The organism is Kitasatospora viridis (genome assembly GCF_007829815.1).
Classification (GTDB): domain Bacteria; phylum Actinomycetota; class Actinomycetes; order Streptomycetales; family Streptomycetaceae; genus Kitasatospora; species Kitasatospora viridis.
This window is the reverse complement of the sequence record NZ_VIWT01000002.1, coordinates 652,104-666,683: the sequence shown is the minus strand read 5'-3', so window position 1 is coordinate 666,683 and position 14,580 is coordinate 652,104. Positions and strand designations below refer to the sequence as shown.

General features: G+C 70.5%; 9 protein-coding genes. 5 read left to right on the top strand and 4 right to left on the bottom strand.

The genetic code is table 11. The features are described from left to right. Positions 1-160: 160 nt before the first annotated feature. Complete coding sequence (locus FHX73_RS30205; RefSeq protein ID WP_170305138.1) at positions 161-2,131, bottom strand: pectinesterase family protein; 1,971 nt, start codon at positions 2,129-2,131, stop codon at positions 161-163. 200 nt (positions 2,132-2,331) lie between these two features. Further along, entirely contained in the window at positions 2,332-4,608 is a 2,277-nt protein-coding gene (locus tag FHX73_RS30200) for an ATP-binding protein (RefSeq protein ID WP_342795335.1), read from the bottom strand. Positions 4,609-4,906: 298 nt separating this feature from the next. Here FHX73_RS30200 and FHX73_RS30195 point away from each other — a divergent pair, with 298 nt between their 5' ends. After that, on the top strand, positions 4,907-7,096 hold the full coding sequence (locus FHX73_RS30195) for a LuxR C-terminal-related transcriptional regulator (protein ID WP_246213955.1): 2,190 nt from the start codon (positions 4,907-4,909) through the stop codon (positions 7,094-7,096). A 10-nt stretch (positions 7,097-7,106) separates the two neighbouring features. Here FHX73_RS30195 and FHX73_RS30190 read toward each other — a convergent pair whose 3' ends face one another. Next, complete coding sequence (locus tag FHX73_RS30190) at positions 7,107-8,105, bottom strand: LacI family DNA-binding transcriptional regulator (RefSeq protein ID WP_145909059.1); 999 nt, start codon at positions 8,103-8,105, stop codon at positions 7,107-7,109. Between the two features lie 469 nt (positions 8,106-8,574). On the opposite strand from FHX73_RS30190, the gene FHX73_RS30185 reads away from it, so the two are divergent. After that, positions 8,575-10,575 carry an RICIN domain-containing protein gene (locus tag FHX73_RS30185; protein WP_246213954.1) on the top strand — a complete coding sequence of 667 codons (2,001 nt, stop codon included), beginning with the start codon at positions 8,575-8,577 and terminating at the stop codon, positions 10,573-10,575. Between the two features lie 114 nt (positions 10,576-10,689). Here the strand turns inward: FHX73_RS30185 and FHX73_RS30180 are convergent, their stop codons facing one another. Continuing rightward, on the bottom strand, positions 10,690-11,316 hold the full coding sequence (locus FHX73_RS30180; RefSeq protein ID WP_145909058.1) for a TetR/AcrR family transcriptional regulator: 627 nt from the start codon (positions 11,314-11,316) through the stop codon (positions 10,690-10,692). 110 nt (positions 11,317-11,426) lie between these two features. Here FHX73_RS30180 and FHX73_RS30175 point away from each other — a divergent pair, with 110 nt between their 5' ends. From FHX73_RS30175 to FHX73_RS30165, 3 genes are read left to right on the top strand one after another with little or no spacing between them, the layout of a single operon-like run. Next, positions 11,427-13,019: an AMP-binding protein gene (locus FHX73_RS30175; RefSeq protein ID WP_145909057.1), complete on the top strand. Its 1,593-nt coding sequence runs from the start codon at positions 11,427-11,429 to the stop codon at positions 13,017-13,019. Continuing rightward, positions 13,016-13,816, top strand: coding sequence for an enoyl-CoA hydratase/isomerase family protein (locus FHX73_RS30170; RefSeq protein WP_145909056.1), 801 nt, complete (start codon positions 13,016-13,018; stop codon positions 13,814-13,816). Before FHX73_RS30175 ends, FHX73_RS30170 begins: the two co-directional genes overlap by 4 nt. After that, positions 13,813-14,571: an SDR family oxidoreductase gene (locus FHX73_RS30165; RefSeq protein WP_145909055.1), complete on the top strand. Its 759-nt coding sequence runs from the start codon at positions 13,813-13,815 to the stop codon at positions 14,569-14,571. The genes FHX73_RS30170 and FHX73_RS30165 overlap by 4 nt, the downstream gene beginning before the upstream one ends. Positions 14,572-14,580: the final 9 nt, after the last annotated feature.

Sequence of the window (14,580 nt, the reverse complement as noted above, 5' to 3'; positions counted from 1 at the left end):
GGTCGCAGGGCGGCTGCCGGCCCTGCTCCACGACCGCGAGCCGTCGAGGAACAGCCCCGGGCGGGGGCGAGACACTCGTACCGTCTCGCCCCCGCCCGGGGTCATCGTGCCGCGAGGGCGGGAGTGCTGCGGGTGCGCAGCGTGCCCGTCGGCGCGGTGGTCACCAGACCGGACTCCAACCATCGCTGCCGGCCAAGTAGTTGGCCGCGGTATAGTCGCCGGCCTGGGCATCCGCCAGCTGCGGCCGGTTGGAGTTCACGCCGGCTCCCGCGCCGCCGTTCTGGTACTCGGCGAACCGGGCCTGCCACCAGTGGAAGTCGGGGGTCATGTCCGTCCACGGAGCGGCGGTGATGAGCCCCGCGGGGAGCGTGGTGTCGCGGACCACCAACTGGCCGACCGCGGTCGGCGTGTTGTGCCACGGCCGGCCGAGGGTGAAGGTGTTCGGCGCCGCCGAGGAGAACAGGTTGCTGTTGGTGATGAGCATCCCGTACTTCTGCGACGAGTCGGTGTTCGGCGCCACGACGTTGCCGCCGAGCGCCTGCCCCCGGTCGATCTCCTCCAGGTTGTCCTGGTCGAACACGGCGGTCGCGTTGCCGAACAGGAAGTCCACGGTGCCGGCGATGAAGTCGTTGCGGAAGTACTGCCGGTTCTGCACGCCGGTCGTGTTGTTCACGGTCTCCACGGTGTCCTGGGTGCCGATGAACCGGTCGTTGTTGTACACTTGCCGGTCCCCCAGGGCGGCCACCGCGACGGCCTGGGTGGAGTACTGGTCGATCTGCGGGTTGGCGTTGGGATCGAACGAGTTGACGATCGTGACGCCGGTGACGGCCAGGTCGGACGAGCGGAAGGTGGCCGTGGCGCTGCCCGTCGTGCCGTAGGGAGTGCCGTCGGGCTTGAGCATCCCGTGAGCGTTGCCGTAGGTGATCACGACGTCCTCGGGGTTGCCGGTGGAGCCCTGGATGGTCAGGTTCGTCAGCTTCGCCGGGACGTTGATGACCTCGTGGTAGGTGCCCGGGCGGATGGTGATGGTGTGGGCTTCCCCGTCAGCCGGTATGGAGTCGATCGCGGCCTGCACGGTCGTGAACGTCCCGGAGCCATCGGCTGCGACCACCGCGGGATCCACCTGCAGGAGGCCTCCACCCTTCGGGTTGTACGCGACCGCCAGCTGCTGCCTGATCGCGTCGAGGGTGAGGAGGACCAGGCTGGTGTTGATGTAGTACTGAACGCGCGGGGGCGTCACGGAGTTGATCACCTGTCGCACGTAGTTCGACAGGCTGGACCAGTTGTTCTCGAAGTCCATCGCGGTCGCGTCCTGGGTCGTGGAGTCCGGCTGGGACGCACCGGATCCCTGGATCGGCAACGGCTGGTTGGCCTGGAGGCCACCGTTGTTCACCTGGGTTCCGATATTGGCGGAGATGAAGTCGAATCTGGCACCCTCGGCGAACATCTGGATCAATCCCATGATGGCCCACGCCTGATTCCCCGCGCTGGCGTAAGCCGTGCCCGGCACCGCGCTCAGAATTCGCGTGTAGTCGTTGAGCTGATTCGGCCCGAAGCGCTGGTTCCCGCGCGATTCACCGGCGAGCCGCTCCAGGTACCCGTAGTCCCCCTGGGCGACAGTCGTGTTGTCGATCATGTCGGGTGCGACGCCGAGAGGGTTCAGCGGGTTGCTCGCGTTGGTCGGGTCGTCGGTACTGCCGCCCATCGAGAAGTAGACGCCCGTGCGCTCGTTGAGGTAGCCGATCACGTAGAGGTTCGCGGCGTTCACCACGAGAGTGGTCGCCCCGTAGTCTCCGATGATGCGGAGCCGGAAGAAGTCGTTGTTCTGGCGCTCGTTCCCGACGGAGTAGGTGAGGTCCCCGTTCGTGACCCGGGTGCGGATCTCACTGATGACGGTGTTGTACGTGTTCACCCACGCCGTGTGGTCCGCGGGGTTCGCGTTCTGCCCGCTGAAATCCGCCGTTTTCTGGTCCCAGTAAGGGGCGTTCGTCTCTGCCGCGTGTGCCGTCGATGCCGCGCCGAACGGGCTGATGACGCCCACGAGCAGGGCGAGCAGCACGGTGACGACGACGGAGAGGGTCAGTCTCGCGCGGCTGCGCGGTGGCCTGACGGCAGTGATGGCTGTGCTCACATTCGGTCCTCGTGGTGAGGGGCGACAGGTGGTCGCCTCAGGTGTGGCCGGCGGGCGTCCAGGGGACGGTGCGCCGAGTCGCCAGGGTGCGCACGAAGTGGTCGTCGGCCGGTCGAGGCCCTCGTGGTGGGGTTCGACCGCCTCGATGTGCGTCTGTCCACAAGGATCGAGCGCGGGGCCCCCCAGGACCATAGGTACTTCTACGGGGTACGACGAGCGGGTGCCCGTCCTGCCGCCCACCAGGTCGCGATCTGGGTGCGGCGGCCGAAGGCGAGCTTGGCCAGGACGTTCTCGACGTGGCCGTCCACCGTGCGCGGCGAGAGCTTGAGCGCGGAGGCGATCTGACGGTTGGTCATACCGTCGGCCACCAGCGCGGACACCTGCTCCTCGCGGCGGGTCAATGGCTTCCGGATGGTAGGCGCGGCAGCGTTCTCGGGGGCGGTCCCCAGAGCGTGCGCGATGGCCTGGGCCGGGGTGTCGTGACGGCCGCCGTCCGCGAGCGCCTTCTCGTACGCCGCCGGTCCCAGCGCGGCGACGATCGCTTCCTCGCAGCGGGCATGGTCCTCGACCACGACCGAGCCGAGCGCGGCGATGGTGGTGTCGACCCGCCTGCACAGGGCCCGCGTGGCGCCCAACAGGCTTGCGGCCCGCTCGTGTTCCCCGCCGGCGGCGGCGAGAGAGGCGAGCAGTCCGAGCACCAGCGCGGCTGCGACGTAGTCGTGGAAGTCCCGCTCGATCTCCAGTGCGGCCCGGGTCAGCGCCTTGCCCGCCTCCCAGTCGCCGCGCACCCATGCGTCGTAGCCCAGGGCTCGCAGCGCCAGCGCGCACCCCCACCGCTCCCCGTGCGCCTGAGCGAGGGCAACCGCCTGCCTGCCGTCGTGCTGGGCGCGCTCGTCCCCCAGGCGGGTTCGGACGACGGCCAGCTGGAACAGCACGAAGACGGCTCCGGCCGTCTCACCCAGCTCCCTGTGTGCGTCGACCGCGACCTCGAACAAGGGCACGGCTTCGGCCAACCGCCCCTGGAAAGCCGCCACCGAGCCGCGCAGACCCTGGACGTAGGCGCGCACCAAGGGGTCGTCCAGCTTCTCGCCCAGGTCGTCGGCCTCGTCCAGCCATCGCTCGGCCGCTGCTCGGTCGCCTTGCAACAGCGCGACCCAGGCAGCGGCCCACAGCGCCCGGGCGCGGGTCGGGGTGGGCTCGGGCGCGCCTGCCAGCGCCCGATCGAGCTGTCGCCGCCCTTCGCCGAGGAACCCTCCGACGCACCAGTGGAAGCGGAGCGCGGTGGCGAGTGCGAGCGTGGCCTGCGGATCGTCGCCGCAGTCCAGGGCCTCCCTGAGGTTGGTGTGTTCGGCCCGCAGGACGGCCAGGCCCTGCGCTTGGCCCGGACCGCACCAGCTGTCGGCGAGGCGCTGGGCGAGGGTGAGGAAGAAGCCGCGGTGCCGCCGCCGCAAGGCGTCGTGTTCGCCGGACTCGGTGAGCCGCTGCCGCCCGTAGTGGCGGATGGTCTGCAGTAGTTGGAAGCCGGGCCGGCCCTCGCGCCGGCAGGCCACGACGACGGACTGGGCGACCAACCGGTCGAGGAGATCGGGCACGTCGTGCCGGTCGATGCCGGCGCCGGAGCAGACGTCTTCGGCCGCTTCCAGGCCGAAGCCGCCGACGAAGACCGACAGCCGGCTCCACAGCAGCCGCTCGGCCGGGGAGCACAGCTCGTAGCTCCAGTCGATCGCCGCGCGCAGCGTGCGCTGGCGCGGCCGTGCGCTGCGGCAGCCGCCCGTGAGCAGTGCGAACCGGTCCTCCAGACGGTGTGTCACCTCTTCGACCGTCAGGGTGCGCAGCCGGGACGCGGTCAGCTCGATGGCCAGCGGGAGCCTGTCCAGGTCGGCGCAGAGCCGGGCGGCGACCTCCCGGCCGTTGACCTCGTTGCCCCGGTACTCCGGCAGGACGGCAGCGGCCCGCTCCCGCAGGAGTTCGACCGCCTCGTCCGGTGGCAGGGGCTCGACGGTGAAGACGCGCTCGCCCGTGATGCCCAGCGTCCGGCGGCTGGTCGCCAGGACGCACAGCTCCGGGGCGGCCGAGAGCAGCGCCTGGGCCAGTTCGGCGCACCCGTCGACCACGTGCTCGCAGTTGTCCAGCAGGATCAGCGACCTTCGCCCGGCCAGCTGCCGCGCGAGCTGGTCGAACACCGGCCTCGCGCCCAGGTCCGGCACTCCGAGCGCATCCGCGGTCGCGTTCGCGACCCCCGACGGATCCGACAGCGGCGCCAGGTCCACCAGCCACACCCCGTCCGGGAACCCCTTCCTGGAGGCGGCGGCGGCCTCCAGCGCGAGCCGCGTCTTGCCCACGCCGGCCACTCCGGTGAGGGTCAGCAACCGGGCCGCTCCAAGGAGCCGACGGATCCCGACGATGTCGCGCTGCCTGCCCACGAAGCTGGTCAGGGGCGAGGGCAGGTTGCCCACCGCCGAGATCACGCCGCTCACGTCGTTCCTCGTCTCCCTCCGCCCGCGCCCGGTCTGCCCGAGTTGTCTCCCGGATGCCAGGGCACCGCACCTGTGTGTCGGCCGTGTGACCCGGCGGTGAACGATGGGCCTCGGTGGGTGTGATGCGCGCCCCACTCGGCGAGCTGGAGACTCCTCCGAGCGAGTCCAGCGGGGGGACTCGGGGCGGAACCGGCATCATGTGGGAGGCTCGGGGAGAGAGGTGGGTGACCGCGTGACCGCGCCGCTTGTGAAGCTGCCTGTTCCCTTCACCTCATTCGTGGGCAGAGGGCGTGAGTTGGTGCAGGTCCGTCGCCGGTTGGCAACGGCGCGGCTGCTGACGCTCACCGGGGTCGGTGGGGTGGGCAAGACCCGGCTCGCGCTGGAGGCGGCGGCCGCGGTCGCGAGGTCGTTCCCTGGCGGCGTCTGGTGGGTGGACCTGTCCTCGGTGCGGGACCCGGCGGCGGTGGCGGGCGCGACCGCGGCGGCATTGGGTGTGCCGGATCGGGACGCCCGGTCGCTCCTGGATCAGCTTGCGGCGCATCTGGCCGGCCGTCGGGCGCTGCTGGTGCTGGACAACTGCGAGCATGTGGCGGAGGCCTGTGCCGACCTGGCGCACACGCTGCTGTCCGCCGCTCCGCAGCTGAGCATGATGGCGACGAGCCGGCAGACGCTCGGCCTCGTCGGTGAGTACATCCTCCCGGTGACTCCCCTGCCGCCCGAGGAGGCGGTCGAGTTGCTGCGGGAGCGGGCGGTGGCCCTGCGCCCGGACTTCCAGGTCACCGACGCCAACCGAGCGGCGGTCGCTCGGCTCTGCGCGGACCTGGACGGGGTTCCGCTGGCGATCGAGTTGGCCGCCTCCCGGCTGCGGACGTTGACGGTCGATCAGGCGGTGGAGCGGCTGGAGGACCGCTTCGCGTTGCTGACCGGCGGCAACGGAACGGCTCGTCCGCACCAACGCACGCTGCGGGCGACGATCGACTGGAGCTGGGAGCTGTGCGATGCGGCCGAGCGGTTGCTCTGGAGCCGGCTGTCGGTCTTCGCGGGCGGCTTCACCCTGGCCGCCGCCGAAGGCGCGTGTGAGGGAGACGGGATCGCCCGCGGTCAGGTGCTGGACCTGCTGGACCGGCTGATCACCCAGTCCATCGTCCTGCCGACCGAATCCGAGGCACAGCCCCGCTACCGCCTCCTGGAGGCCATCCGCGAGTACGGACGGGAGCGGCTCGCGGAATCCGGTGACGAGGAGAAGCAGCTGCTGCGCCACCGTGACTTCTTCCTCGCCCTCGCCGAGCACATCGACAGCCACTGGTTCGGCCCCGGCCAGGCGGAAGCCCTGGCCCGGTTCCGCGCCGACCACGCCAACCTGCTGGCGGCCCTCGACTGCGGCGCGGACATCCAGACCAGGCTCACGCTGGCCGCAACCCTGCGGTACCACTGGTACGCCGGCGGATTCCTCGGCGAAGGGCGGCGCCAGTTCGAACGCGCGCTGGCGGCGGCGCCCGGGCCCACGCCGGCCCGCGCCCGGGCGCTTTCCGTCGCCGCCTGGGTGGCGCTCATGCAGGGCGACCTGGAGCTGGCCGACCGGTGGCTGGACGAGGCCGACACGCTGGGCGAGCGGCTTAACGACCCCTCCGTACGCGCTGCGGTGACGGGATTCCGTGGGACGGCCGCACAGTACCGGGGACGGGTCACGGAGGCCGTGTCCCGCTTCCAGGAGGCGGTGGAGGCCTACACGGCGCTGGGCGACGGGCCCGCCGCGGCAGCCTGGCAACTCTCCCTGGCGCAGGCCCAGGTGTATGCGGGGGACCCCCGTGCGTCGGAGACGGGCAGTAGGGCGATCGCCGCCGCCGAGGGGTACGGCGAGCAGTGGGCCCGTGCACACGTACTGGTCGCGCTGGGCTACAACGCCTGGGCGCACGGCGAGTTGGAGGCCGCCGAGGCGTTGACGCGGACCGCACTCGCGTGCGTGCGGAGCTTCAACGACTACGTGGCGGTCGCGCTGATGCTGGAACACCTGGCCTGGGCGACCGCCTCCGGCGGCGATCACCTGCGGGCAGGGCGGCTGCTGGGCGCCGCAGGGGCCTTGTGGCAAGGCATCGGCACGACCCTCTCCGCCTTCGACCCGCAACTGGCCGACCACCACCGACGCTGCGAAGACCGGGTCGTCCAGGCCGTGGGACCGGCTGCCTACGCCAAGGCACTGGCCGAGGGGGCCGGCCACGACACCCCGTCCCGGGCCGTCGACTTCGCCCTCAGCGCCGGCACCGCCACCCCTGCGGTGCCCGCCGACCTGCCGTCCCCGCTGACCCACCGGGAGCGGGAGATCGCCGCGCTGGTGGCCCGGGGAATGAGCAACAAGCAGGTCGCCTCCTCCCTCGGCCTCTCCACCCGCACGGTCGACACCCACGTGCAGAGCGTGCTGCGCAAACTCGGCTTCGGTGGCCGGGCCCAGATCGCCGCCTGGTGGACGACGCAGCAAGCAGCCGAGTGAGCTGCCCGGTTCAGTTGGGCGCGCTGGCGCGAACGACCAGTTCGGGCTCCAGCACCACGGTGGCGTGACGGTGCCGCTCCCCCGCCTCCACCTCGTCCATCAGCAGCCGCATCGCCTCCTGGCCCATCATCCGGCCAGGCATGTCCACCGCGGTCAGCGGCACAGCCGCCGAACCCGCCGTGCGGTTGTTCTCGCACCCGACGACCGCGACCTGCTCGGGCACCCGGACACCCGCCACGGTGTGCAGCTCGTGGATGATGCCGTTGGCCAGCTCATCGGTGACGACGACGAGGCCGTCCGGCAGCTCCTCAAGGGCTCGCCGGGCTAGCCCTTGACCGGCCAGGTGCCCATCCGCCGTGGTCAGGCCGGCGGCCGCGATCTCCTCCAGCACCACCCGGCCGCCCGCCTCCTCGACCGCGGCGCGCACCCCCAGGCGGCGGTCCCGAACGGGCTGGTAGTCGTCGTGCGCGGCCACGAAGGCCAGCCTCGTCCGCCCGGTCTCGATGAGATGGCGGGCCGCCAGGTACCCGACCTGCTCGTTGTTGACGAGCACCGCACAGCAGGTGCCCCGTTTCGGTGCGAAGTTGAGGAGCACGATCTGCCGCCCGTGCGCACGCACCCGGGCGATGCCCGCGGTGGAATCCTGCATCGGTGCGAGCAGCATCCCGGTGACCCGGGACTCGTCGAAGAGGTCCAGGTACTCGTCCTGGAGCGTCATGTCGCACGCGGTGTTGGCCAGCAACAGCTTCGAACCGGTAGCGCGAGCAGCCTCCTGCGCACCGTGCACCATGTCGATGAACAGCGAGTTCTCGATGTCGGCCAGGACCATGCCGATACTGCTGTTCGAACCCGAGGCCAGCGACCGCGCGGCGTCATTGCGCACGAAACCCAACTGGGCGATGGCCTCGCGAACGCGCTGCGCCGTCGCAGGGCTGACCTTCGCCGGATGATTCAGCACATTCGACACCGTGCCGAGCGAGACGCCCGCAGCCGCCGCGACATCCTGCATGCTCGGGCCACCCTGCCCGTTCGCTCGTAGACGTGCGGTTGTCACGATGCTCCCCGGCCTCCAATCTCCTCTGGTCCTGCGACGTGACTCGCACGGGCGCCGGGCCGATGCCCACCAGGACGATACACCCAGGTTAAAGCGCTCCAACAGTCTTAGGGCCGGGATGCCGCAAGCGACCTGAGAACCTGGTGACCGACGAGCCAAGGCGACGCGCACTCGGACGGCGCCGGAGAAATCTGCCAGGACCGCGTGCGCATTCTCTTGACGGCCGCTTCGGCCCGTGTCAGCCTCAGCACCGCTGAGCCGGTTGAAGCGCATCAATCCACCGGCTCCACCGAGCGGCGATGCCACCGCGTGCCCTCCCCCAGCAGCAGCCCCACTCCGACTGCGCTTCCGTTCTGCGCTGGAGCACCTCCCTGCAACCGCTCGCGCCGTCCCCCACCCCCACTCGCGAGGGAGTCACGAGACCATGAACACGAAACGAAACGCCTGGGCGAAAGCCGCTGCAGCGGGCGCCATCGCGGCCCTGATGCCGTTCGCGATTGCGGCCGCACCGGCAGGCGCCGTCACCTACAGCGGCGGCGTGATGTGGACGCCGCCGAGCGGCGCCCCCTCCTACGGCTCGCTGTACGCCCACGCGATCAGGCTCCAGCACAGCACCGACGCGAACGGCACCCTGCTGGCCTCCTTCGAGCAGTACTCCGGCAACGGGATGCCGGTCTTCCGCAGCACCGACTCCGGGCACACCTGGACCCAGATCTCCACCATCCACGACCAGGTCAACCCCTGGAACAACATCCAGCTCGAACCGGTCCTCTACGAACTCCCGCAGGCCATCGGCACGTTCCCGGCGGGCACCATCATCGCCGCGGGCGACTCCATCCCCGCCGACAACTCCAAGACCAAGATCGACATGTACGCCAGCACCGACCAGGGGGCGACCTGGAGCTTCGTCAGCTCGATCGCCACCGGTGGCGCGGCCGTCGCCTCCAACGGCTACACGCCGGTCTGGGAACCGTACTTCCTGGTGGCGAACAACAAGCTGATCGCCTACATCTCGGACCAGCGGGACCCCGCGCACGGCCAGAAACTGGGCCACTTCACCACGACCGACGGCATCAGCTGGTCGTCCGAGGTCGACGACGTCAGCTACCCCGCCTACAGCGCCCGGCCGGGAATGGCCATCGTCACCCGCATCGGGAACGGCAACTACCTGCTCACCTACGAGTACTGCAACGCCCCGACCGGAGGCTGCCCCGTCTACTACAAGATCGCCGCGGACCCGGAGGCGTTCGGCTCGGTCACCGGCGTGCAGCTCGTCACGACGGACAACATCCACCCGCAGGCGAACCCGTACGTCACCTGGCTGCCCACCGGCGGTCCGAACGGCACGATCGTCGTCCAGGCCTACAGCGACAACCAGCTGTACGAGAGCACGGACAACGGCACGACCTGGGTGCGGATGTTCTCCAACACCGTCAGCGGCTACAGCCGCGGCCTGCTCCCCCTCGCCGACGGCAAGAGCCTGCTGGTCACCCGCGGCGGCGTGCTTACCACCAACGGCACCAACAAGGTGACCTACGGGATCGACGACTTCGGGGGCGGCATCTCGACCGGAGCCGCCTACAAGGTGCAGAACACCCTGAGCTCGCAGGTGCTGGGCGTGCCCGACTCCAACGCGGGATCCCCCGTCGTCCAGGCGCCCGACAACGGCACCCCCGACCACAACTGGCAGTTCCAGCTCCAGAGCAACGGGTACTACCGCATCTACAACACCTACAGCCAGAAGTACCTCGCCGTCCCCGGCGGCTCCCTCGATTCGGGCACCGGCGAGGTGCAGTGGACCACGACCGGCGGCGCCGAGCAGGACTGGTCGGTCCAGCCGTCGCCGGCCGGCGGCTACACCATCACCAACCGGCGCAGCGACCTGGCACTGACCATGGCGACCGACGCGAACGGCCAGACCTCGACGGACGAGCAGGTCACCCAGGCCCCACTGACATCCGCGACCAACCAGCGGTGGAACCTCCTCCAGACCGCGGCGCCGGACTTCACCACCGGCCAGTTCGTCCTTACGAACGTCAACAGCGGCAAGTACGCCGAGGTGGCCGGCGGCGGCAAGGGCACCCAGGCGGACCAGTACCGCAACGTCAACCACCCGGACCAGTACTGGACGTTCACCCGGGCCGGCTCCTACTGGACGATCACGAACGCCTACTCGGGCGACGACCTGGACTCGGCCGGAGCCACCGGCAGCGGCAGCGCCGTGGTCGAGCAGCCGGCCTCCGGTGCGACCTCCCAGCAGTGGTCCCTGACCGACACCGGCAACGGCGACTACCAGGTGGTGAACCGGGCCAGCGGGCTGGCCCTGACCGTCGTCGGCGCGGCCACCGGCGACGGCGCGCTCCTGGACCAGGAAACCTCCTCCGCGGCCTCCGTTCAGCGGTGGACGATCACGAAGATCAACTGACGCACCACCAACCCACCGGTCGCGCAGCCCGCCGGATCCGGCGGGCTGCGCGACCCGGTCGCAGGTTGAGTCGATCGGCGTCGTCGGACGGGCCCGTCCGCCGCTCGGTCGCGGTCAGCTCACGTGCCGGAGACCGTTGAACAGCAGATCAGCGAGCTCCGCGAAGGACTCGGCGGCGGACAGTCCCGTGCGCTCCAGCAACGTGCCGGACTGCACGGCCTCGATGGCGAGCGCGACGACCTGGGCCGCGACCGTTCCGTTGGTGGCACGGAACACTCCGCCGCGAACTCCCTCGTCGATCATCTCCCGGATGCGCTCGGCCGCCCGGGCCGTGTTGCGGGCGTAGATCTGCGCCGTGGGGGCGTACGTGACCATGTCCGCGTAGAACGCCGGCGAATTGCGGCGCATGGCTTGGGCCACGCCCTCCAGGTAGGTGGTGATCTTGGCCTGGGGGTCGTCGAGTTCGGCGACCGCCTGCTCGATGCGGCGGGCCTCGCTTCCGAAGAAGTGCTTGGTGGCCGCGACCACCAACTGCTCCTTCGTGGAGCCGACGCCGTAGAGCGTCGACTTCGAACACCGCAGTCTGCGAGTGAGGTCCTCGACGGTCACCGAGGTGAAGCCCTCGGCCAGGAAGATGTCGGTGACCTGCGCCAGCAGATCCTCACGCCGCTCCGCGTTGACCCGGCGCCTGCGTGGGGTGTTCAACGGCGCGGGAGACACCGAGCCATTCGTGCGCATCATGGCCCTGAGTCTGGCACAGGGCCGCCGAGCGGACGGATGTCAGGGCTTGCCCGAGGGTACGTTTATGGGTACGTTCTCGGTCATTAAAGTACCCAACCTGAGGAGCCGTGATGGTCGACCCGACCACGCGCACCACGGAACTGGTGCGGAGCTACTCGGCATCATCGCTGGACGTGGCCCACCTGCTGTGCGACCGCCACCCCGACAACAGCATCGCTGCGCGAGTGGTCGACGAAGATCTGGCCGTCACCGCAGTCACCTACGGGTACCTGGCCGAGTCGTCGCGCCGGTTCGCCGGTGTACTGAGCGGGCGTGGCATCGGGCCCGGTGACCGGGTGGCGACGCTCATGGGCAAGAGCGTCGACCTGTTGACCGTCCTGGTGGGGATCTGGCGCGTCGGGGCGGTCTACGTTCCGCTGTTCACCGCCTTCGCCGAGTCGGCGGTGACCGACCGGCTGCTTCGCTCCGGTACCCGTCTGGTGGTCACTGACGCCGCCCAGCGGCACAAGATCGGCGAGGGCCCGTGGGAGGTGCTCCCGGCCGACGCGTTGTCCGCCGAAGTAGCGCGGACCGAGCCGTGGGAGGCGGGCTCGGTCCCCGTCGGCGGAGACGGCGCGCTCGTGCACATGTTCACCTCCGGTACCACCGGATCACCGAAGGGAGTGGTGCACCCGGCGCGGTACGTCGGTGGATGGCACAGCTACCTGGAGTTCGGTCTCGGCGTCGGGCCGGGCAGCGTGTTCTGGTGTGCCGCCGATCCCGGCTGGGCCTACGGCCTCTACGCCGCGATCATCGCGCCCCTGGCCGCAGGGGTGCCCACCGTGCTGCTGCGCGGCGGATTCTCCGCGGAGACCACCCTCGGGGTGCTGTCGCGGCTGAAGGTGACGCACTTCGCCGCTGCCCCGACCGTCTACCGAGGGCTGCGCAACTCTGGCCGCATCGAGGTCGGCGAACTCACCGTGCCCCACCTCTCCAGCGCCGGCGAACCACTGACGCCGGACGTGAACGCGTGGACACCCAGGGCCCTCCGCGCACAGGTTCACGACCACTACGGGCAGACCGAGCTCGGCATGCCGATCGGGTTTCCGCACCACCCGAAGCTGTCCGTGCCGGTGCAGGACGGCGCGATGGGCGTCGCTCTGCCCGGATGGGCAGTGACCGTGCTGCACCCGGACCTTGACGAACCGACGGAGCCCGGCACTGTCGGCAGGCTGGCCGTCGTGGTGGCGGACAGTCCGTACCTGGCCTTCAGCGGGTACGCCGACGGTGACGACCACGGTCGCTTCGCCGGTGACGGCCGCTACTACGTCACCGGCGACACGGCGAGCATCGACACCGCTGGCGTGGTGCGGTTCTCCGCCCGCGACGACGACGTGATCATCATGGCCGGCTACCGCATCGGCCCCTTCGACGTGGAAGCGGTGCTGGCGCAACACCCCGCGGTCGCCGAGTGCGCCGTGATCGCCGCACCGGACGAGGTCCGCGGCGAGGTCGTCGAGGCCTACGTCGTGACCGCCGCCGACAGCGCCGTGACGGAGGACGAGCTGCAGCAGTGGGTGAAGGACCGCTACGCCGCACACGCCTACCCGCGCCGCGTCCATTTCGTCCCCAGTCTGCCGAAGACCCCGAGCGGCAAGATCCAACGCGTCGAACTCCGCAAGCAGCGCCGCGCAGAAGTCCTCGGCGAGGAAGGCTCCCGATGAACCGATCCAAAGTCCTGGACGTCGACCAGTCAGGCCCCGTGCGGGTGCTGACACTGAACCGGCCGCACTGCCGCAATGCCCTCGACGCCGCACTGATCGACGCCCTCGACGGCGCGCTGACCGCCGCCGAGGCCGACCCGGGCACACGTGCGATCGTGCTGCGCGGCGCCGGCCGGAGCTTCTGCGCGGGCGCCGACCTCCGTCACCTGTTGGACCTCGGCACCGGCGGTGAAAAACCGACCGCGTTCCTCCGCACCGTGTCCGCGCTGGCCACCCGGCTGGAGAGCAGCCCGCTGCCGATCGTCGCCGGACTGCACGGCCACGCGGTGGCCGGCGGCATCGAGCTGGCGCTGGCCTGCGACATCGTGGTCGCCGCCGACAGCACGCTGATCGGCGACGGTCACATCCGCAACAACCTGCTGCCCGCCGCGGGCGCGGCGGTACGGATGCCGCGCATCCTCGGCCTCGCCACCGCACGGCGGCTGGCCCTGACCGGCGAGCTGATGCGCGCCGACCGGCTGGCCGGCACCGGCGCCGGCTGGCCGCACGAAGTCGTCCCCGAGAGCGAGGTCACGTCCACCTCGCTGAGGATCGCGGGCACCCTCGCCGACGCGCACGGGCCGGCCCAAGTCGGCTACAAGCGGCTGATCGTGCAGACGACCGCCATGCCCGTCCCCGCCGCACTCGCCCTGGAGTTGGACGTGTTCGACGAACACTGGACAACGCACGACGTGGCAGCAGCGCTGAGGAAGTTCGTCGACCGACCCACCCACTCCCGAACGGAGCAGCCCGCATGAACCGGTTCACCGACCAGGTCGTCGTCGTGACCGGCGGCGGCCAAGGCCTCGGTGCGGCCATGGCCCACCGCTTCGCCGCCGAAGGCGCCGTCGTGGTGATCGGCGACATCGACCAGGACACCGCTGCCGAGCAGGCCGACCGCCTGCGAGCGGAGTTCGACCGCCCCGCCGAGAGCACGGGCATCGACGTCACCGACTCGGCCGCGGTCACCGCATGGATCGACGGCGTGGCCGCCCGCCACGGCCGGGTGGACGTGCTGATCAACAACGCCGGGATCATCCGCGACAACCGGATCACCGACATCAGCGACGCCGACTGGCGGGCCGTGCTCGACGTCTCGCTGACCGGCGGCTTCTACTGCGCACGAGCGGTGGTCCCGCACATGCGCGCCCGGCAGTACGGGCGCATCGTCTCGTTCAGCTCGATGAGTTGGCGCGGCAACTTCGGCCAGGCGAACTACGTCGCCGCCAAGGCCGGCATCGTCGGCCTGACCCGCACCATCGCACTGGAAACCGCCCGCGACGGCATCACCGCCAATGCCATCGCGCCCGGGCTGATCGACACCCCGATGCTGGCCTCGATGAACGCCGCAGCGCGGGAGAAGCTCATCAGCAAGGTGCCCAAGCGCACCACCGGCCGCCCCACCGACATCGCCGAGGCTGCGGCCTTCCTCACCTCACCGGCCGCCGGCTACATCACCGGCGTCGTCCTCGACGTGGACGGCGGGCTCGGCATCGGCTCGTCCATCCGCTAGCGAAACCGC

What these genes read in the sequence shown, in the direction of transcription:
- FHX73_RS30170 (WP_145909056.1), top strand. Translation starts at nt 13,016, where the DNA reads ATGAACCGATCCAAAGTCCTGGACGTCGACCAGTCAGGCCCCGTGCGG.
- FHX73_RS30180 (WP_145909058.1), bottom strand. Translation starts at nt 11,316, where the DNA reads ATGATGCGCACGAATGGCTCGGTGTCTCCCGCGCCGTTGAACACCCCA.
- FHX73_RS30190 (WP_145909059.1), bottom strand. Translation starts at nt 8,105, where the DNA reads ATGCAGGATGTCGCGGCGGCTGCGGGCGTCTCGCTCGGCACGGTGTCG.
- FHX73_RS30165 (WP_145909055.1), top strand. Translation starts at nt 13,813, where the DNA reads ATGAACCGGTTCACCGACCAGGTCGTCGTCGTGACCGGCGGCGGCCAA.
- FHX73_RS30175 (WP_145909057.1), top strand. Translation starts at nt 11,427, where the DNA reads ATGGTCGACCCGACCACGCGCACCACGGAACTGGTGCGGAGCTACTCG.
- FHX73_RS30185 (WP_246213954.1), top strand. Translation starts at nt 8,575, where the DNA reads ATGAACACGAAACGAAACGCCTGGGCGAAAGCCGCTGCAGCGGGCGCC.